The organism is Methylogaea oryzae (assembly GCF_019669985.1).
Taxonomy (GTDB): Bacteria; Pseudomonadota; Gammaproteobacteria; order Methylococcales; family Methylococcaceae; genus Methylogaea; species Methylogaea oryzae.
On the sequence record NZ_AP019782.1, the window covers coordinates 1736446 to 1757598 of the forward strand.

Here is a 21153-nt window from a genome sequence, read left to right on the forward strand (position 1 = left end):
TTACCAGGGCGGCGGCCTGTGACGCCTAGGGGGCGGCCAGCCTGGTTCCGGCGGGCCTTCTCCCGTGGCCACCGGCGTGCCGCGATAGCAACCGAGGCTATAGGGAAATTCTGCGGTCAAGTGGTAATGGTAGAGCCGGACGGGGACGCCGTCCCAGAGGATGGCGTGGGTATGGCCGTGGCAGACGTCCAGGTCGGCGTTGCTTAGCGGCTGGCCGTTTTCGCCCCGCCTGCCGTAAATGCCGAAGCCGTCCAAGGCGTAGCCGGCCAAGTCGCTGTGCCGGTCCTGCGCGCTGTCCCCGATGCAGCGGCTGGCGGTGTGGTAGTGGTAGCGGCCGCGTCGTTCCGGATGGCCGTCGCAACGGTCCTGGATTTCATAGGCCGGCGCGTCTCTTCCCATGGCGTCCAGCGCATTGAAAATCGCGGCGCCGCTGCTGGCGATGCCGATCATGCCCATGCCGAGGCAGGCGGGGGAATCGGTCGGACGCGGCAAGGCGGGCAAACGCAGTTCCACGCGCAGGGGGGCGATCGCGTTGGGGTTCCTGTCGTAGTCGAAGGCGGCATCGTCGCGTCGCACGGGAAACTCGCCGCTGGCGTGGAGCGGCAGGCCGTTGCCGGAAATAATCCTTTCGCCGCCGCTCAAGCGTATGTCCACGCGCGCCTCCGGCCAGTCGACCTCGCCGGACACGGCGATTTTCAATTCCGGCCGCCAGTTTTGCCCGGACAGCCACGGGCCGCTGCGAAATGCGCCGCCCCCGGCTTCAAAGCGCGTTCGACAGGAGTAGACGTAACCCACGCGGGGTTCCGACGCGATTTTTCCGTCCCCCAAAGGCAAGGGGGAGTCGGCCGCGCAGGGCTTACACGCCAGCAGAGCCAGCCACAGCCAGTATCGTTTCATTCCGTCCCCCTGGCAGTACCGGGATAGGCCTGGTCGGCCGTTGTTTCGCGCTCCAGCAACGCCCGCAAGCGCTCGGCAAGCTGCGCCGCGAGCGGCTCCCGCAGCATGGACAAATGGTCGCCGGGAACTCGTTGCACCGCAACCGGCCGCAGGCAGTAACGGTTCCAGCCCATGGCCTCGTCCCGCAGCAGGTCGGGCAAGCCGGGGCCTTCGGGCACGGCTTCCGCGCGCAGCAGGGTTATGTCCAGGGCGCAGGGCTCGGGCGCATAGCGCCAGGCGGCGTCCAGCAGGGCGGCGTAGCCGGACAAGCGGCGCTGCAATTGGGCCGCGTCGAAATCGGGCGGCACCAGGCCGGCCTGCAGCAAGGCTTCGGCGGCGCCTTGCAGGCGTTCGGCTTGGTCCACGCCGGACCAGCGGGCCGGCCCGGCCGGCAAACCCAGGCCGGCGCAGAACTGCGCCAGCAGCTCGGCGGCATCCTGCGGCGGCCGGTAAGGATTGGGATCCGCGCCCGGCGCCAAACAGTCGAGCAAAATCAATTGCCGGACTTCCTCGCCGGCGGCTCGCAGCTGGCGCGCCATTTCGAAGGTGATCAGGCCGCCCAGGGACCAGCCGCCCAGCAGGTACGGCCCCTTGGGCTGCGCCGCGCGCAAGGCGGACAGCTGGCCGGCGGCGATGGCGGCAAGGTCCGTCGCGTCGGCCGGTTCATTATTTTGGTCGATGCTCGCCAGCGCGTGGAACGGCCGGTCCGGGCCTAAATGCCGGGCCAGCGCGGCATAGCACAGGCCGTCGGCGGGGGGCGGGGCGACGCAGAACAAGGCCGGCCGGGACCGCTGTTCCTGCTGGGCGGCGGTTGGCTGGGGCGAGCGCAGCTGTCGGGCCACCGCTTCCACCGTGGCCGTCTGGAACAAGCTCGCCAGGGGTAGGGAGCGGCCGAAGCGCTGGGCGATCAGCGCCACCGCCCGCATGGCGAGCAGGGAGTGGCCGCCCAGGGCGAAGAAATCGTCGCGGATGCCGACGGTTTCGACGCCCAGCAGCTCGGACCAGATCTCGGCCAGGCCCTGTTCGACGGCGTCCCGCGGCGGCAGGAACGTTGCGGCGTCGCGGCCGGCGGCGAGATCGGGGGCGGGCAGGGCCTTGCGGTCGATTTTGCCGCTGGGCGTGTGCGGCAGCGTCTCCAGCCAGACGAAGGCGGCGGGAAGCATGTAGTCCGGCAACTGGCCTTGCAGGTAAAGTCGCGGGTCGAAATCCGCCGGCTGTCGTTGCGAGGCAACCAGATAAGCCACCAGCCCCGCTTCGCCGCCGTCGTCGGCCCGCGCCGTCACAACGGCGGCGGCCACGGCGGGATGGCGGGCGAGCACCGCTTCGATTTCGCCCGGCTCGATGCGGTAGCCGCGGATTTTCACCTGCTGGTCGCAGCGGCCCAGGTATTCCAGCTGGCCGTCGGCGCGCCAGCGGCAGCGGTCGCCGGTTTTGAACATGCGGGCGGCCGGATCGCCGACGTGGGGATCGGCGACGAAGGCCGCCGCGGTCAGCTCCGGCCGCCGGAGATAACCCAGCGCCACGCCGCTGCCGCCGATATACAGCTCGCCGGGCGCGCCCTTGGGCAGCGGTTGCCGGTGGCTATCGAGGACGTAGGCCGTCGCGTTGTCCACCGGCAGGCCGATGGGCAGTTCGTCGTCCTCGTGCAGGGGCGGGCTGGCGGCGGGGTCGTACACCGTGGCGGTGACGGTGGTTTCCGTGGGGCCGTAGGCGTTCAGCCAGCGCACCCGTTCCGCCCCGGCCACCCGGCGCCAGTCGGCGTAGGCGCTTTTCGACGCCTTCTCGCCGCCCACCACCAGCAGGCGCAGGGTTCGCGGCAAGGTCGCGCCGCTGGTCGCCAGCCAACGGGTCCAGGTGTGCCAAAAGGCGGTGGGCAGGTTGAGCAGGGTGATGCCCCGGCTTTCCACCCACGCGCCGAAGCGATCCGGCGCCAGGGCGTCGTCGTCGCGCAGCACCAGCGTGGCACCGGCCAGCAGGGTGGGGAAGATTTCCTCGGCCGCCACGTCGAAGCTGGCGGAAGCGAATTGCAGGACTTTGTCGTCCGGCCGCAATTGATAGCAACGCACCGCCCAGCCGGCATGGTTGAGCAAGGCGGCGTGGGGGACCTGCACCGCTTTGGGCGTGCCGGTGGAGCCGGAGGTGTAAATGAGGTAGGCGGGTTGCCGGGCCAGGCCGGGAGCGCTGGCATCTTGTCCGCCTGCCGAAGACGTGGTCGCCTCACCGTTAGCCGCAAGCCGGCGCACGGTTAGCGCGAGGTTCGCCGGCGGGCGGGAGGCCGGCGATTCCGGGGATTCCGCTTCGATCAGGATGGCGGCGCCGCTGTCCTCCAGCATCCAGGCCAAGCGCTGGGGCGGGTAGGCGGGATCCAGCGGCAGGTAGGCGCCGCCGGCTTTGAGCACCGCCAGCATGGCCATGACCAGTTCCGGCGAGCGTTCCAGGCGCAGGGCGACGGTGGCGCCCGGTTCCAAGCCGAGGGCGGCCAGGCGCTGGGCCAGCTGGTCGGCGCGGGCGTCCAGTTCGGCGTAGCGCCAGCTTTGCCGGCCGTCCGTGACGGCGACGGCGTTCGGCGTGCGTTGGGCCTGGGCTTCGAAAAGGCGGTGCAAGGCAATCGGTGAGGATTCGAGGCGCCCGAGTGTTCCTGCCTCCAACCCCTCGCTTCGCTCTCCCCCAGGGAGAGGGGATGCAGAGTCCGAGTGACTGGGAAACGCCGGGCCTTTGCCTAGTTCCAGCATTCGCCGCCGCTCCCCTTCGTCCAGCAAAGGCAAGCGGTCGACGGCGCAGCCCGGATCGGCGGCGATGGCTTGCAGCAGGTGTAGCCAGTGCCGAGCCAAGCGCTGAGCGGTGGCCGGGAGGAACAGGTCGGCATTGTATTCCAGCTCGCCCTGCCAGCCGTCCGGCGTTTCGTTCAGGGTCAAGGACAGGTCGTACTGGGCGTGCTCGCTCTCCAGGGCGATGGGTTCCAGCCGCAGGCCGCCGAATTCGGCGGTCGGCGCCGGCAGGTTTTGCAGGGTGAACAGCACTTGGAACAGTGGCGAGCGGCTGGGGTCGCGGGCCGGCGCCAGGCTTTCCACCAGCTTTTCGAACGGTACCGCTTGGTGGGCGAAGGCCTCCAGGGTGGCGTGGCGGATGCGCGCCAGCAGCGTGCGGAAATCCGGGGCGTCGGACAAGTCGGTGCGCAGGGGCAGCAGGTTGATGAAGCAGCCGATGAGGTTTTCCAGTTCCGCCCGGTTGCGGCCGGCGACGGGCGTGCCGACGACGATGTCGTCCTGGCCGCTGTAGCGGTACAGCAGCACCTTGAAGGCGGCCAGCAGCGTCATGAACAGGGTGGCGCCCCGCTCGCGGCCCAGGGCGGTCAAGGCCCGCATCAAGTCGGGCGGCAAGGCCAGCGCCACGCGGTCGCCGTTGTAGGTTTGCAACGCCGGACGCGGGCGGTCGGTGGGCAGCTGCAACGGCTCGGCGCCGGCCAGCCGGCCGCGCCAGTAGCCCAGTTCCCTTTCCAGCACCGCGCCTTGCAGCCAGTCGCGCTGCCACAGGGCGAAATCGGCGTATTGCAGCGGCAATGCCGCGGGGAGGGAAGCATCGTGGCGATGGGACTGGTAGCCCTGCGCCAGCTCGCGCAACAACACGCCCACCGACCAGCCGTCGAACACGCTGTGGTGGAAAGCCGCCAGCAGGGCGTGTTGCCGATCGTCGAGCCGGATCAGGCTGAAACGGGCCAAAGGCCCTTGCGCCAAATCGAAAGGCCGCTGGCTGGCCGCTTGCAATCGCCGGTGCAGTTCCTGCGCTCGATCGGCATCCGGCCAGTCGCCCAGGTCGATTTCCTCCCAGGCGACGGCCGCCTCGGCGGCGATGGCCTGGCACGGCTCGCCCTGGGGTGCGGGGAAGCAGGTGCGCAGCACCTCGTGGCGCTCCAGAATGCGCCGTAGCGCGCCCAGCAAGGCGGTCCGCTCGAGCGGACCGTGCAGGCGCAACGCCACGGCGCTGTTGTAGAACGCGCTGCCCGGCTCCAGGCGGTCGAGGAAATACAGCCGCTCCTGGGCGAAAGACAGGGGCACGCGCCGCTGTTCCCCGTCGCGCGGCAGCAAGGGTGGCGGCGCGTCGGCGCCGTCCCGGCGCAAGGCTTCCAGATGCTGGGCCAGCGCCGCCGGGGTGGGGTATTCGAACAAAGCGCGCAGCGGCAGCTCCACCTGGAACAGCTCCCGCAAGCGCCACTGCACCTGGGTCGCCAGCAGCGAATGGCCGCCCAGCTCGAAAAAGTCGTCCGTGGCCGCCGCCCGCTCCAGGCCCAGCACGCTGGCGAACACGTCGGCGATGAGGGCGGCGGCGGGGTCGAACGCCGTGGCGGGCGCTTCCGCCAAGCGCTCAGGCGCCGGCAGGGCGCGGCGGTCCAGCTTGCCGTTGGGCGTCAAAGGCAGGGCGGGCACCAGCACCCAGGCCGACGGCAGCATATAGGCCGGCAGGGTTTCCCGCAGGGCGTCGCGCAGCTTCTCGACGTTCAAGTGCGTGCCCGGTTCCGGCGCCACGTAGGCCACCAGCCGGGTGCCGCCGGGCTCGTCCCGGCCGATCACCGCCGCTTCCGCCACGCCGGATTGGCGGAGCAGTTGGCTTTCGATTTCCCCCGGCTCGATGCGGTAGCCGCGGATTTTGACCTGGTGGTCGGCCCGGCCGAGGAAGTCCAGCCGGCCGTCGGCGCGCCAGCGGCACAAGTCGCCGGTGCGGTACAGGCGGGCGCCGGGCCGGTCGGAAAACGGATCGTCGACATAGCGCTCGGCGGTCAGCTCCGGCTGATTGAGGTAGCCGCGCGCCACGCCCGCGCCGCCGACGTACAGTTCGCCCACCGCGCCTTGCGGCACCGGCCGCCGCCGGCCGTCCAGCAGGTAGAGGCGGGTGTTGGCGATGGGGCGGCCGATGGAGGGACGGCCTTGGCCGGCTTCGCATTCGCTCCAGGCGGCGCAGACCGTGGTTTCCGTGGGGCCGTAGGCGTTGAAGAAGCGCCTTCCTACCGCCCAGCGATCCACCAGCTCCGCCGGGCAGGCTTCGCCGGCGACGATGAGGGTGGCCAGGGCCGGCAGCGCTTCCGCCGCCATGGCGGCCAGGGCGGAGGGCGGCAGGGTGGCGATATGGATGTCCTGTTCGCGCAGGAAGCGCGCCAGCTCCAGGCCGGGCAGCAAGTCCTCGGCCGGGGCCAGGCACAGCGTGCCGCCGGCGCACAGGGCCATGAGGATTTCCCAGGTGGCGGCGTCGAAGCTCAAGCTGGCGAATTGCAGCACCCGCGTGCCGACGGTCACGCCGAAAGCCCGTTGCTGCGCCAGCGCCAGGTTACACGCGCCGCGATGCTCCAGCACCACCCCCTTGGGCCGGCCGGTGGTGCCGGAGGTGTAGATGACGTAGGCGGCGTTGGCCGGCCCAACGGCGGGGGCGGGCAGGGCCGCTGTTTCCGCCGGGGCCGGCATCGCCAGGTCGAGCCGCAGCGTGGCGGTATCCGGCAATGCCTCGCGCAGTTCCGGCTGCACCAGCAGGAGGGCCAGGTCGGCGTCTTCGATCATGTAGCGCAGCCGTTCGGCCGGATAGGCCGGGTCCAGCGGCACATAGGCGCCGCCGGCTTTGAGGATGGCGAGCAGGCCCACCACCATTTCCATGGATCGGGCCGCGCACAATCCCACCCGCGATTCCGGGCCGATGCCCAGGGCGTGCAGCCGCTGCGCCAGCCCCCCGGCGCGGGCCTCCAGTTCGGCGTAGCTCATGGACTCGCCCCGGAAGCGCAGCGCCTCCGCTGCCGGCGTCAGCGCCGCCTGGCGTTGGATCAGATCGTGCACGCAGCAGTCGTCGGGGTAGGCGGCGGCGGTGTGGTTCCAGTCCCGCAGCAGCGTTTGCTTTTCGGCGGCGGTGAGCGGGTCCAGCTCGCCCAGACGCGCGTCTGGCCGGGCGATCAGGCTCAGCAGCCGGTGCTCCCACTGTTCCAGCAAGCGGGCCGCGTCGGCGTTACTGTAACGGGCCGGGTCGTAGCTCAGGTGCAGGCTGGGCGAAGCGCCGGGCAGCAACAGCGCCACCAGCGGCAGGTTGGAGCGTTCGCGGCTTTGCAGGCCGGCGATGCGCAGCGGCAGGTCGGCCTCGTCGAGCGCGTCGACCGGGTAGTTTTCCACCACCAGCAGCGTTTCGAACAATGCCCGGCCGGCCTCCAGACCGCTCCAAGCCTGGATTTCCGCCAGGGAGGCGTATTCGAAGGCGCCGTCCTCCGCCTGTTGTGCCTGAAGGTTTTGCAGCCAGGGCAGCACGACGCCGTCGGCGGGCAGGCCGATGCGCACCGGCAAGGTGTTGACGAACATGCCGACCATGTTTTCCACGCCGGCCAACGCCGCCGGCCGGCCGGACACGGTGGCGCCGAACAGGACCTCGTCCGCTCCCGCGTGGCTGCCCAGCAGCAGCGCCCAAGCGCCTCGCGCCAGGGTGCTCCAGGTGAGGCCGTGGCCGCGGGCGAAGCGCTCTAGCGCGGCGGCGTTCTGGGGCGACAGGCAGCGTTCGGCGATGGCCGAGGGCGCGCCGTCGTCGGGCGCCGCCGCGGCGGCGTCGGCCAGGGGCAGCGGCGTGGCCGCGTCCACCCCGGCCAACACTTGGCGCCAATGGTTTTCCGCCTGGGCGGCGTCCCGGCTTTGCAGCCAGGCCAGGTAATCGCGGAACGGCCGGGGAGCGGGGGGCGGGGAGCCGCCGCCGTATAGCTCGAACAGCTCCTTGAGCAGAATGGACCGCGACCAGCCGTCCAGCAGCAGGTGGTGGTGGGTCCACAGCAGCTGCCAGCGCTGTTGGCTGAGGCGGATGAGGGTGAGGCGCAGCATCACATCGTTCCCTCGCTCCCCGTGGGCACGACAGGAAGAGAGGTGAAAACCCGCTTTCCGGTCTTCCCGCAGCAAGGCTTCCAACCTGGCCGATTGTTCTTCCGCCGCTGCATCGCGCCAATCCACTTCCCGCCAAGGCAACACCGGCCGGCGCTGGACGATTTGCAGCGGTTGGCTTAGGGCTTCCCAGGCCAAGGCGCTGCGCAGCGCCGGATGGCGTTGCAACAGGGTTTGCCAGGCGGCGTGCAGCTTACGCCTGTCCAACTCGCCTTCCAGTTCCAGCACCAATTGCTCCAGGTACAAGCCGCCGCCCGGTTGGCCCAGGCTGTGGAACAGCAGGCCTTGCTGCATGGGCGACAAGGGATAGATGTCCTCCACCTCCGCGCCGTTGCCGGCCAGCCGGTCCACTTCCGCTTGGCTAAGGCGCGCCAGGGGGAAGTCCGAGGGCGTGCGGCCGCCGGCGCCCTCCGCCGTGCAATGGGCGAGCAACCCGCGCAAAGCCGCGATGAAACGTTCGGCCAAGGCCAGTACCGTGGCCTCGCGATGGAGGTTGTCGCTGTACATGAAGCGGCAATGGAACCGGCCGCCGGCCACGTAGCCGTTTACTTCGATGGGGCAGGCGCGGCGCCGCAGCGGGCTGTGGCTGAGCCCGACGGACTCTTTCGCATAGGCGAACAGGCTGGAGCTGGGCAGGCTCTGGTCGGATTGGCCCAGGTAGTTGAAGCTGATGGGTGACGCTGGCAAGGCGGCCAGTTCGGCGCGCAGCGCCGGGTCCGGGTGCAGATAGCGCAGCAGGCCCCAGCCCAGGCCGCGGCGGGGAATGCGCCGCAGTTGCTCTTTCACCGATTTCAGCGCCTCGCCGGCGTCGCCGCCCGGCAATTCCAGGCGCACCGGATACAGGCAGGTGAACCAGCCGACGCTGCGGGACAAGTCCAGCGCGCCGTCGAAATCCTCGCGGCCGTGGCTTTCCAGGTCCAGCTGCAGGGCCGGCTGGCCGCTCCAGGCGGCGTAGGCTTGAGCCAAGGCCGTGAGCAGCACGTCGTCGATGTGGGTGCGGTAAGCTTCCGGCACCGCTTGCAGCAACGACCGGGTTTCCTCTTCCGACAGGCTGATCTCCAACTCGTGGGAAGAGGCCACGCTGTTGTCGCCGCCGGGGAAGTCCAGCGGCGGCGGCGACGGTGAAACGGCGCGGTCGCGCCAGAAGTCCAGTTCGTTTTCCGCCGCCCTGGCCTGCTGGGCGAGATAGGCGGCCCAATCGCGGTAAGCCAGGGTCTTGGCCGGCAATTGCGGCGTCAGCGCCTGTTGCAGCTGGTCGTAAACCCGAACCAGGTCGTCCAGCAGTATCCACCAGGACACCCAGTCCACCGCCAAGTGGTGGACGACCAGCAGCAAGCGTCCCGGCCGATCCGCCCCCAAGTCCATGTGCAGCAGGCGCAGCAAGGGGCCGTTGGACAAATCCAGCTCGCGCTGCGCTTGGTTGGCCGCCGTTTCGATGGCGGCGGGCAGGTCCGCGTCGGCCACGGCGGACAAATCCAGGCCGGCGCACAGCGGCGCGTCGTCGGCGGCGTATTCGACGTGTACCGTCTCGCCTTCGAAGCGGAAGCGCTGGCGCAGCGCGTCGTGGTGATGCAGCAGATGGCGCATGGCCCGTTCCAGCCGTTCCGTCGCCAGCGGTTCGCGGGTTTCCAGCAGCAGCGCCTGGTTGAAGTGGTGGGGTTCGGGCTGCCGCTGGGCGAAGAACCAGTGTTGGATCGGCGTCAGGCTGGGCGGGGCGTCGGCCGATAGAACGGAGGCGTGAGCCGCCACGGGCGCGGCCTGTTGCGCCAGGCCGGCCACGGTGGGGTGCTGGAACAATTGCCGTACGGAAAACTGCCAGCCGGCCTGGCGCGCCTTGCCCACCACCTGGATGGCCAGGATGGAGTCGCCGCCCAGGGCGAAAAAGTCGTCGTGGATGCCGACGCTGGGCCGCGCCAGGGCCGCCGCCCAGATGGCGCAGAGGATGTCCTCGCAGGCGTTGCGCGGCGCGGCATCGGCTTGGCTATCAGCCGTGTCCATGGCCGGGGTGGGCAGGGCGCGGCGGTCCAGCTTGCCGTTGGGCGTGAGCGGCAGCGCGTCGAGGAACACCCAGGCGGCCGGCAGCATGTATTCCGGCAGGCTGGCGGCCAAGTGTTCGTGCAACTCATGGGGAAGCGGCGCGCTGCCTGTCTGGGCCACCACATAGGCCACCAGGCGCGGGCTGCCGGCGTCGCTGCGCGCTATTACCGCGCCGTCCCGCACTTGCGGATGGGCGCGCAGCACGGCTTCGATTTCCCCCAGCTCGATGCGGAAGCCGCGTAGTTTCACCTGATGGTCCAGGCGGCCGAGGTATTCCAGCTGGCCGTCCGGCCGCCACCGGCACAGGTCGCCGGTGCGGTAGAGGCGGGCGCCGGCGTCGAAGGGATCGGCGACAAATCGCTCGTCGGTCAAATCCTGCCGATGCAAATAGCCCCGCGCCAAGCCGGCGCCGCCCAGATACAGCTCGCCCGGCACGCCGAGGGCTTGCGGGCGCAGCAACGCGTCCAGCACGTAGGCGCGGCTGTTGGCGATGGGACGGCCGATGTCCGGCGCCCGCCCGCTGGCCGGGTCGCCGATGCCCCAGGCGGAATAGACCGTGTCCTCGGTGGGACCGTACAGGTTCAACAACCGCGGACGGTGCGGCTGGCGATAGATGCGCCGCGCCAGCTCGTCGGGCAGGGCTTCGCCGCCCATGCCGATGGTGAGGACGCCGGCCGGCAGTTCGCCCAGGTTGAGCAGGCCGGCCATGGCCGAGGGCACGGTGTTGATGAGGCTGACCTCGTCCCTGGCCGGCAGGTCGAAGAACTCCAGGGCATGGTTGGCCAGGATTGCCGCGCCGCCGTGCCACCACGGCGCGAACAGCTCGAACACCGACAGGTCGAAACACACGGAGGTGGAAAACAGCACGCCGGCCAATTCCTCGGCGCGGAAGGCGCTGCCGATCCAGCCCATGAACGCTGCGCCGCTGCGGTGTTCCACCGCCACGCCCTTGGGCTGGCCGGTGGAGCCGGAGGTGTACAGCACGTAGGCCAGGTTGTCGCCCGTTACGCGGCTGGGGAGCGGCTCGGCGGAATATTCGGCCACGGAAGGCCAATCGCCGTCCAGGCGCAAAATCCGCGCATCGTCCGGCAGTTCGCCCGCCAGGGCCGCCTGGGTCAGCACCAGGGCCGGTTTGGCCTGTTCCAGGATGTATCGGATGCGCGCCTTGGGATATTCCGGGTCCAGCGGCACGTAGGCGCCGCCGGCCTTGAGGATGCCGAGGATGGCCAGCGCCAGGTCGGCGCAGCGGCGGCTGTACAACCCCACCGGCACTTCCGGTCCGACGCCCAGGGTTTGCAGATGGCGGGCCAGTTGATTGGCGCGTTCGTCCAATTCCCGATAGGTGATGCGCCGAGTGCCGTCGATGAAGGCGACGGCGTCCGGCGCGGCTTGCGCCTGGCGCTCGAAGCCCTGGTGCAAGCAGGACGTTTGCGGCAACGGCGCGGCGGTGGCGTTGAAGTCCACGCAAACTTGGCGCCGTTCCAGCGCCGGCAGGTGGTCCAGGTCGCGCAAACGGGCTTCCGGCGTTGCCGCCATGGCTTGCAACAGGCAACGCAGATGGTCGGCCAGCCGGGCCATGGCGTCGCTTTCGAAGCGCGAGCGGTCGTAAGTCAGCCGCAGCTCCAGCGCCTCACCCGGCATGAACAGCAGGGTCAGCGGGTAATGGGTGCGCTCGTCGGCGGCGGCGCCCGTCAATGCCAGGCCGTCGTCGCCCGCGATGCTGGAATCCACCGGATAATTTTCGAAAATCAGCAGGCTGTCGAACCAGGCTTGCCCGGCGCTCGCTCCACCCAGGCGGCGGATGTCGGACAGGGGCAGGTAAGCGTGCTCGCGCGCCTCGGCTTGCTGCGCTTGCAGGGCGGCCAGCCAAGCGGACAGGGGCTGCTCCTCGTCCACCGCCAGCCGCACCGGCACGGTGTTGATGAACAGGCCGACCATGCGTTCCACGCCGGCCAGTTCCGGCGGCCGGCCGGACACGGTGACGCCGAACAGCACTTCCTCGCTGCGGCTGTAACGGGCCAGCAACAGCGCCCAGGCGCCCAGGCACAGGCTGCTGAGGGTCAGGCCCCGGCGGCGGGCGTAGGCTTGCAGGTCGGCATATAGCGGCGCGTCCAGCACCGCGCGGACGTCGCTGTGGCCGGGTTGCGGCTGCCGCGGTTGCGGCAGGTCCGGGCCGGCGGGCGCGTCGCAGCCGGCCAACTGGGCGCGCCAGTAGTTTTCCGCTGCTTCGCGGTCGCGGCCGGCCAGCCAGCCCAGGTAGTCGCGATAGGGCCGCACCGGCGGCAGCGCGGCCTTGGCGTCGCGGTACAGGGCGAAGGCTTCCCCCAGCACGATGGGCAGGGACCAGCCGTCCAGCAGCAGGTGGTGGTTGCTGAACACCAGCACCCAATCCGAGTCGGTGCGGCGCAGCAGCGCCAGGCGCAGCAAGGGCGCTTGCTCGAAATCGAAACGGTCGGCGCGGTCTTCCGCCAGGAAGCGCTCCAACCGCGCCTCGAAATCCGCCGCGTCGCGCCAGTCCAGCTCCCGCCAGGGCAGTTCGATTTCCCGGCAAATCACCTGCAACGGCGCGTCCAGCCCCTGGTGGACCACGGCGGCGCGCAGGGCGTCGTGGCGTTGCAGCACTTGCCGGAAGGCCTGCCGCAGCCGCTCGCCGTCCAGCTCGCCCCGCAGGAACAGGCGCGGCTGTTCGAAATACACGGCTTCGTCTTGTTCGGCGTACAGGCTTTCGAACAGCAGGCCTTGCTGCAAGGGGGCCAGGGGGTAGGCGTCCTGGTAGCCGGGGTAGCGCCGCGCCAATTGGGCCGCCAGGGCCGGCGGCAGTAGCGCCTCCGCCGTGCCGGCCTGCTGCGGCTGTTCGTCGCCGCCGGCGTCGATGGCGGCGGACAGGCTTTCGATGTTCGGGTGCTCGAAAAGCTGCTTGGCCGACAGCTTGAAGCCGGCGTCGCGGACTTTCGACACCAGTTGGATGCTGAGGATGGAATCGCCGCCCAGTTCGAAGAAATTGTCGCGCAGGCCGACCCGTTCCACCCGCAGCACTTCGCTCCAGATAGCCGCCAGGGCGGTTTGCGTCGGCGTGACCGGCGCCAGGTACGCCCCCCCTTGCAAGCTGCGTCCGCCCATGCCGGCCAGGGCGCGGCGGTCGAATTTGCCGTGGGCGTCGCGGGGCAGGGCGTCCAACACCTGGAATTCCGCCGGCACCATGTAGTCGGGCAGGAAGGCGCGCAGGTGGCGGTGCAGCTCGGACAGTTCCGGCAGGGGGCCGTTGCCGCTCACATAGGCCGCCAGGCGCGCCGCGCCGCTATCCTCCCGCAGCAGCACCAGGCATTCGCGGATGGCCGGGTGTTCCAGCAGTCGCGCTTCGATTTCCCCCAGCTCGATGCGGTAGCCGCGCAACTTGACCTGTTCGTCCAGGCGGCCGAGGAATTCCAACTGGCCGTCGGCCCGCCAGCGGCCTAGGTCGCCGCTGCGATAGAGGCGGGCGGCGGCCTTCTCGCCAACTCCGCCCCTCTCCCCAACCCCTCTCCCCTGAGGGGAGAGGGGCTCTAGATGGGCTTCGAAGGCAGCTGATACAAACCGTTCCTCGGTCAATTCCGGCCGGTTCAGATAACCCCGTGCCAGGCCCACGCCGCCGATGTGGATTTCTCCCGCCGCGCCCACCGGCAGGGGCTGGCCTTGTTCGTCCAGCACATAAACCTGGGTGTTGGCCATGGGCCGGCCGATGGGCGGCGCGGCGCTATCGCCGTTGCAGGCGGCGATGCTGGCGCACACCGTGCCTTCGGTGGGGCCGTAGGCGTTGAGGAAGCGCCGTCCCCGAGCCCAGCGCTGTACCAGCGGGGCCGGGCAGGCCTCGCCGGCCACCACCAGGGTGTGCAGTTCGGGTAAATCCGTGTCCGGCAGCGTCGCCAGGGCCGACGGCGGCAGGGTGGCTACCGAGATGCGCTGTTCCCTTAGCAGCCGGGACAATTCAGCCCCCGCCAGCAGTTCACCGGGCGGTGCCAGCACCAGGGTGGCGCCGCGTCCCAAGGTGACGAAAATTTCCGACACCGAGGCGTCGAAACCCAGCCGGGCGAATTGCAGCACCCGGTCGCCGGGGTGGACGTCGAAGGCTTCGCCTTGGGCCTGCACCAGGTTGCTGAGACCACGGTGTTCCACCAGCACGCCTTTGGGTTTGCCGGTGGAGCCGGAGGTGTAGATGACGTAGGCCAGTTGGTTTGGGGCTACGGGAGACGCGCAGGGTGGTTGACCGAAAGCGGCGGCTTCGGTTTCCTCTCCCTCAGGGTGAAGGAATTTTAAGGCCGTGGCTTTTGATTTCCCCTCACCCCAACCCTCTCCCTGAGGGAGAGGGAGTTCTGCGGCGTTTTCGGCAAATTGTTGGGCGGCGGCACGGGCGCCGTGTGCTTCGGGCGAGTCCTCAGGCAAGTAGGGTGGGCGGCCGATAGGCTGCCCACCATCCGCTGGCTGTCTATCATGCGCTGTGGCGGGCAAGCTGGCTCTCGCCCACCCTATGTGGGCATCCACATACACTACCGGCCCATCCCACTCCGGCAATTCCACCCCGCTATGGCTCAGCAGCAAGGCCGGCCGGGCGTCCTCCAGCATATAGGCCAGCCGCTCCGCCGGATAGGAAATGTCCAACGGCAGATACGCGCCGCCGGCTTTGAGCACCGCCAACACCGCCACCACGGCGTCGATGCCTCGCGGCAGCGCCACGCCCACCAGGGATTCCGCTTGGATGTCGTGGTCGGCCAAGTGCTTAGCTAAACGCTCGGCACGGGTTTCCAGTTCGGCGTAGCTCACTTCTTCGCCGCCGGCAATCAGCGCGACGGCGTCCGGTTGGCTGGCGGCCTGGGCGGCCACCATGGCGTGGGCGGGTAGTTCCGGCACCGGCCGCGATTCGCCCAGCGCGAAATCCCGCGTCACCCGCTGCCATTCCCGTGGCGGCAGGATGTGGCGGGCGTCAGGCACGACCTGCGGAGCCAGCGCCAGGCTTTCCAGGGTGCGGCGGTAGATGTCCGCCATGGTGGCCAGTTGCCGGTCGTCGATGGCGTCGCTGTGCACCGACAGGCGCAGGGTGACGGCGTCGTTGCGGTTCACGTCCAGGCTGAATTCGGCGGCCAGCGGCAGGTTGGTGCGGGCGAAACCGCGTTCCCGCAGCACGTGCAGGGCCGGGTCGGCGATGGCGTCCTTCAGCACGTGGAAGTGGATGAAGTTGAAGGCGGTTTCGAACAGCTCGCCGCCGTGGCGGCGTTGCATTTCCGCCAGGGGGAAACGCCGTTGCGGCAGCAATTCCCGTTCCTGGGCGGCCACCGCGCGCACCCCTTCCAGCCAGGGCACGGCCGCCAGGCGATGGCGGAACGGCACGGTGTTGAGGAACAGGCCGAGCGTCTTTTCGCCGCCGGGGGTTTCCGGCCGGCCGTTGGCCACCAGGCCGGTGGTGATGTCGCTGTGGCCGGTCAAGCGGCCCAGGGCGTACACGTGGGCCGTCAGCAACAAGCTTTTCAGCGGCACGCCGGCCTGCTTGGCCAGTTGCTTGAGGGCGTCGGAAATGTCCGCGCCGATGGGCACCGGCCAGGCGCGGTCCAAGTCCGGGTTGCTGCCGGGCGCGGCCAAGCGCGGCAGAGGGGTGAACAGCGCGCCGTCCAGTTGCCGTTGCCAATAGGCCCACGCGGCCTCGTCGGCCAGGGTTTGCCGTTCCAGGGCGATGAATTCGGCGTAGGGGGCGGGAGCGGCGGCATCGGCATGGTCCGGATCCCGCTGCGTTGCGTCCGGGCTACAGCGGGATAGGTAATCGCGCAGCATGCCGGTGTAAAACGTCGCCGCGCTCCAGCCGTCCAGTACGGCGTGGTGCACGCTCAGGCTCAGTTCGAAGCGGTCTTCGCCGCGGCGGCGCAGGAATACCCGCGCCAACGGCGCCGTCTTCCAGTCGAAAGGCCGGCGTTGTTCTTCGCCGATCCATTGGGCTAGAGCTTGTTCCTGGGCGTCTTCGTCCAGCGCACGCCAGTCTTCCTCGATCAGCGGAATTTCCGCCCGGCGGTGTACCCGTTGGATCGGCTCGCCGGCCGCGGACAGGTCGAACGAGGTGCGCAGCAGGGGGTGGCGCGCCGCCAGCCGGGCCAGGGCGGCGGCCAGGGCGGCCGGGTCGTAGGGCGCTTGCAGGTAGAGGCTGAGCAGGTCGTGGTAGGACACGCTCTGCTCGTCCAGCTCGGAGTGGAAGATCATGCCCGCTTGCAGGGCCGCCAGGGGATAGGCGTCCTCCACGTCCTCCGGCAGCCGGGCGCGCTGTTCTGGGCTCAGCAGGGAGTAGGGCTGGTAGGCCGGGGCGATTTCGAGCTGGGCGGTGCGCGCCACCGCCGCCAGTTGCCGTACGGATTGATGTTGGAACAGCTCCGTCAGGCCGAAGGCCAAGCCGCGCTGGGCGGCCTTGGACACCACCTGGATGCTGAGGATGGAGTCGCCGCCCAGGTCGAAGAAGTTGTCGTCGATGCCGACCCGCTCCAGCTTCAGTGCTTCCGCCCATACTTCCGCCAGCAGGGTTTCCGCCGGGGTTTCCGGCGGGGTGTAGGTGCGGCCCAGCTCCGGCCGCTCCGCGCCCGGCGCCGGCAAGGCGCGGCGGTCGATTTTGCCGCTGGGGGTGAGGGGGAAACTGTCCAAGACCACGAAAGCGGCCGGCACCATGTATTGGGGCAAGCATTGGCGGCAAAGGTCGCGCAGGGCATCTACCGAGACGCTTTCCCCCGGCTTGGCCACCACGTAGGCGGCCAGGCGCGCATCGCCGTCGGTGTGGAACACGGTCACCAAGGACGCCGCCAGGCCGGGATGCTGGTTCAGCAGCGCTTCGATTTCCCCCAGCTCGATACGGAAGCCGCGGATTTTGACTTGGTGGTCGCCGCGGCCCAGGTATTCCAGCTCGCCGTCGCTGCGCCAGCGCGCCAGGTCGCCGGATTTGTAGAGGCGCGCGCCGGGCGTGGGCTCGAAGGGATCGGCGATGAAGCGCTGGTCGGTCAACTCGGGCCGGTTCAGATAGCCGCGCGTCACGCCGTCGCCGCCCACGTAAATTTCCCCCTGTACGCCGATGGGCACCGGCTTGAGCCGGCTGTCCAGCAGGTGGATGGTCAAATCCGCCAGGGGGCGGCCGATGGGGCTGACGGAGGCCGATTCCAGATCCTCGCGGCGCATGGCCCGGTAGGTGGAATGCACGGTGGTTTCGGTGATGCCGTACATGTTCACCAGCAGGGGTTGGCTGTCGCCATAGCGCTCCATCCAGGCGCGCACGCTGGGCAGGTCGATGGCTTCGCCGGCGAATACGATCCAGCGTAGGGCCGGCAGTTCGGCCTCTTTGCCATCCGGTAGCACCGCGACCAATTGGCGGAAGGCGGACGGCGTCTGGTTGAGCATGGTGACGCCTTCCTGGCGTAGTAATTGGAAGAACGCCGCCGGGCTGCGGCTGGTGGCGTGGGGTACCACCACCAGCCGGCCGCCGAACAGCAGCGCTCCCCAGAACTCCCACACGGAAAAGTCGAAGGCGTAGGAATGGAATAGCGTCCATACATCGTCGCTTCCGAAGCGGAACCAGGGGGTGCAGGAAGTGAACAGGCGTAGCACCTGGCGGTGTTCCACCAGCACGCCTTTGGGCCGGCCGGTGGAGCCGGAGGTGTAGATGGCGTAAGCCAGGTTGGCCGGGCCGGCCAGTTCCGGCGGCGCTTGGTCGTCGGTCTCGCTTAAATCCGCTTCGCCGGCATCCAAGTACAGCAGGGTGCAGCCCCGATTCCACGGTGTTTCATCCGGGCTATCGGGGTTGGTCGGGCCGCCGGAGCCGGCGACTACCACCGCCAGCCGGGCGTCTTCCGCCATGAAAGCGAGCCGATCGGGCGGATAGGCCGGGTCCAGCGGCACGTAGGCGCCGCCGGACTTGAGGATGCCGACGATGCCCACCACCAGTTCCAGGCCGCGCTCCACGTACAGCCCCACCAGGCTTTCCGCGCCTATGCCCAGGTGGCGCAAGCGCCAAGCCAGCCGGTTGGCGCGGCGGTTCAGCTCGCGGTAGCTGAGGTGTCGGCCTTCGTAGCTGGCGGCGATGGCGTCGGGCGTGCGGACGGCTTGTTGTTGAAAAGCTTGGTGAAGCGTAGGTTGGGGTGAGTCGGCGAACCCCAACGTTTCCCCGTCGCCGCGATGGTTGGGCTTCGCGGACTCAGCCCAACCTACATTGGGAAGCCCCCACCGCCCGTCGCTCCACTGCCGCAGCAGCTGCCGCTCCGCTTCGCCCAGCAGGTTCAAGGCCGCCAGGGGTAGGTCGGCGTCCTCCACTACGCTGTGCAGCAGGGTGTGGTATTGCTCCACCAGGCGCTGGATGCTGGCTGGGTCGAACAGAGCGCTGCGGTATTCCACCCGGCCGTCCAGGCCGTCAGCGGTCTCCACCAGGCTGAAGGTGAGATCGAATTTGGCGGTGGCGCTGGGTAGGGGGATAGCGTCCACCGCCAAATCCGCCAGTGCCAGGGGGGCCGGGGGGGCGTTTTCCAGTTGGAACACCACCTGCACCAGCGGCGCGTGGCTGAGGCTGCGTTCCAGGCGTAGGGCATCGACGATGCGCTCGAAAGGCACTTGCTGGTGGGCATAGGCGGCCAGGGCGTCGCGGCGCACTTGGGCCAGCAATCGGTTGAAGCTCCACTGCAAATCCAACCGGGTGCGCAGCACCAACAGATCGACGAACAGGCCGACCAAGCCTTCCAGTTCGGCGCGCGGGCGGTTGGCCACTGGTGTGCCCACCACGATGTCTTCTGCACCGGTGTGGCGCGCCAGCAAGCAGACGAAGGCAGCGTGCAGGGCCATGAACAGGGTGGCATCGTGGCAGCGCGCCAGACGGCGCAATTCCTCGTGCAGGACGCGAGGGAAATGGAAGGCCAGGCTGGCGCCCTGGTTGCTTTGCACCGCCGGGCGCGGCCGGTCGGTGGGCAGGTCCAGCAGGGCCGGCGCGCCTTGCAGGTGTTGCCGCCAGTAGGCCAGGCGGGGCGCCAGCCCATCGCCGGCCAGCAGGCGGCGCTGCCAGCGGGCGTAGTCGGCGTACTGGATGGGCAGGGGCGCGGGTTCCGCGCTTTCGCCCTTGAGCCGGCCGTCGTACAGGGCTTGCAGCTCCCGGCACAGCACCGTCAGCGACCAGCCGTCGGCGACGATGTGGTGGATCACCAGCAGCAGGGCGTGCTCGTGTTCGCGCAGGCGGAACAGGCTGGCGCGCAGCAGCAGTTCTTGGCTGAGGTCGAAGGGCCGCAGGGCTTCCTGTTGCAAGCGTTCGGCCAGTTCCGTATCGGTATCGGTTGCCTCGGCACGGCCCAGCTCGATCAGCGGCAATTCCAATTCCACTCGATCGCGGCACAGGGCCACGGCGGCGCCGTTTTGTTCCGGAAACACCGTGCGCAGGGCGGCGTGGCGATCGACGATGTGCTGCAACGCTTCCCGCAGGGCGTCGGCATCCAGCGGGCCGGACAAGCGGAACGCCAGCGGGATGTTGTAGAGGGGCGAAGCGCCTTCCAACCTATCCAGGAACCACAGCCGGCTTTGTTCGAAGGACGGCTGGCTTTGCTGCGGGGCCGGCGTCAGCGCGGCGATGGGGGCGTTGTCGCTGGGTTCGGCTTGCGCCAACAGGGCGGCCTGGCTGGCCGGGCTGGCGCATTCGAACAGCCGTGCCAGGGGGATGTCCACCTGGAAAGCGTCGCGCAGCCGCGCCGCCAGCCGCATGGAAAGCAGGGAATGGCCGCCCAGCTCGAAGAAGTTGTCGTGCACGCCGATGCGCTCGCGGCCCAGCAGTTCCGCCCAGATGCCGCAGAGGATTTCTTCCGTGGGCGTGGACGGCGCCGCATAGTCCTGCGCCGCTTCCAACCCGTCGGGGACGGGCAGGGCGGCGCTGTCCAGCTTGCCGTTGGCGGTGATGGGCAGCTGGTCCAGGAACACGAAGGCGGCCGGCACCATGTAGTCCGGCAGCAGGGCTTCCAGGGCGCGGCGCAGCTCGCGGGCGGACAAGGCGCCGTCCCGCGCCGCCACATAGGCCACCAGTTGCTTGCTGTCTCCGGCCGCGCGGGCGATCACCGCGCACTCGGCCACGTTGGGCTGGGCGGCGATGGCTTGTTCGATTTCCGGCAGTTCGATGCGGAAGCCGCGGATTTTCACCTGGCGGTCCAGGCGGCCGAGGAACTCGATGTTGCCGTCCGGCAGGAAGCGCGCCCGGTCGCCGCTGCGGTACAGGCGCGCACCGGGCCTGGGGTCGAAGGGATCGGCGACGAAACGTTCCTCGGTCAACTCCGGCCGGTTCCAATAACCGCGCGCCACGCCGTCGCCGCCGGTGAGCAGTTCCCCGGCGATGCCGATGGGCACTGGGTTCAGCCAGGCATCGACGATATAGACCGTGCTGTTGGCGATGGGCCTGCCGATGGGTACCGGCCGGCTGGCGTCGTAATCGGCGGGGATGGGATAGAACGTGGAAAACGTGGTGTTTTCGGTTGGACCGTAACAGTTCACCAGCCGGCTCGGCGCCGGCCCTTGCAGCACCCGCAGCACGGCCTGCGGCGAGATCGTTTCGCCGCCGGTGAGCACTTGCTTCAGCTGGGCGAACCAAGCCGGCGGATGCTGCACCATCTGGTGGAACAGGGCGGTGGACAGCCACAGGCTGGTGATGCCTTGCTGTTCCACCAGCCGGCCGATTTCTTCCGCCGAAGCCAGGCCGGGCGGTGCGATCACCAATCGGCCGCCGTTGAGCAGCGGTCCCCAGATTTCCAGGGTGGAGGCGTCGAAAGCCACCGGCGCGAACAGCAGGAAAACCTGGTTCTCGTCCAGCCGGGTATGGTCGGTGTTTTGCACCAATCGCACCACGTTGCGGTGGGTGGCCATGACGCCTTTCGGCCCGCCGGTGGAGCCGGAGGTGTACATCAGGTAGGCCAGTTGCTCCGGCCGGCCGGCGGTTTCCGGCGGGGAGACGGTGGGCGCGGCGCGCAGTTCGGCGCAGTCTACCGCCATGACTTTGGCGTCGTGTTGAGGCAGGCGCTCCAGCAGCTCGTCGCGGCTCAACAGCCAGGCGGAGCCGCTGTCTTGCAGCAGGTAGCGCAGGCGCGGCGCCGGGTAATTGGTGGGCAGCGGCACGAAGGCGCCGCCGGCTTTCAACACCGCCAGCAAGGCCACCACCAGTTCGAAACCGCGCTCCAGGAACACCGCCACCGGCGTTTCCGCCGCCAGCCCGGCGTCTAGCAGGCGCTGGGCCAGTCGGTCGGACAGGGTGTCCAGTTCGGCGTAAGTCATCGCCTCCTGG

2 protein-coding genes (1 of these 2 only partly in view) are annotated in these 21153 nt (G+C 69.3%); both read right to left on the reverse strand.

The genetic code is table 11. The annotated features are described in order from the left end of the window. Complete coding sequence (locus K5607_RS08020) at positions 1-897, reverse strand: YHYH protein (RefSeq protein ID WP_054774143.1); 897 nt, start codon at positions 895-897, stop codon at positions 1-3. Continuing rightward, on the reverse strand, positions 894-21153 hold the 3' portion of the coding sequence (locus tag K5607_RS08025) for a non-ribosomal peptide synthase/polyketide synthase (protein ID WP_221048749.1). Its footprint extends 1586 nt past the window's final position; the window shows 20260 of its 21846 coding nt (coding positions 1587-21846); its start codon lies beyond the right edge, outside the window; its stop codon occupies positions 894-896. Before K5607_RS08025 ends, K5607_RS08020 begins: the two co-directional genes overlap by 4 nt.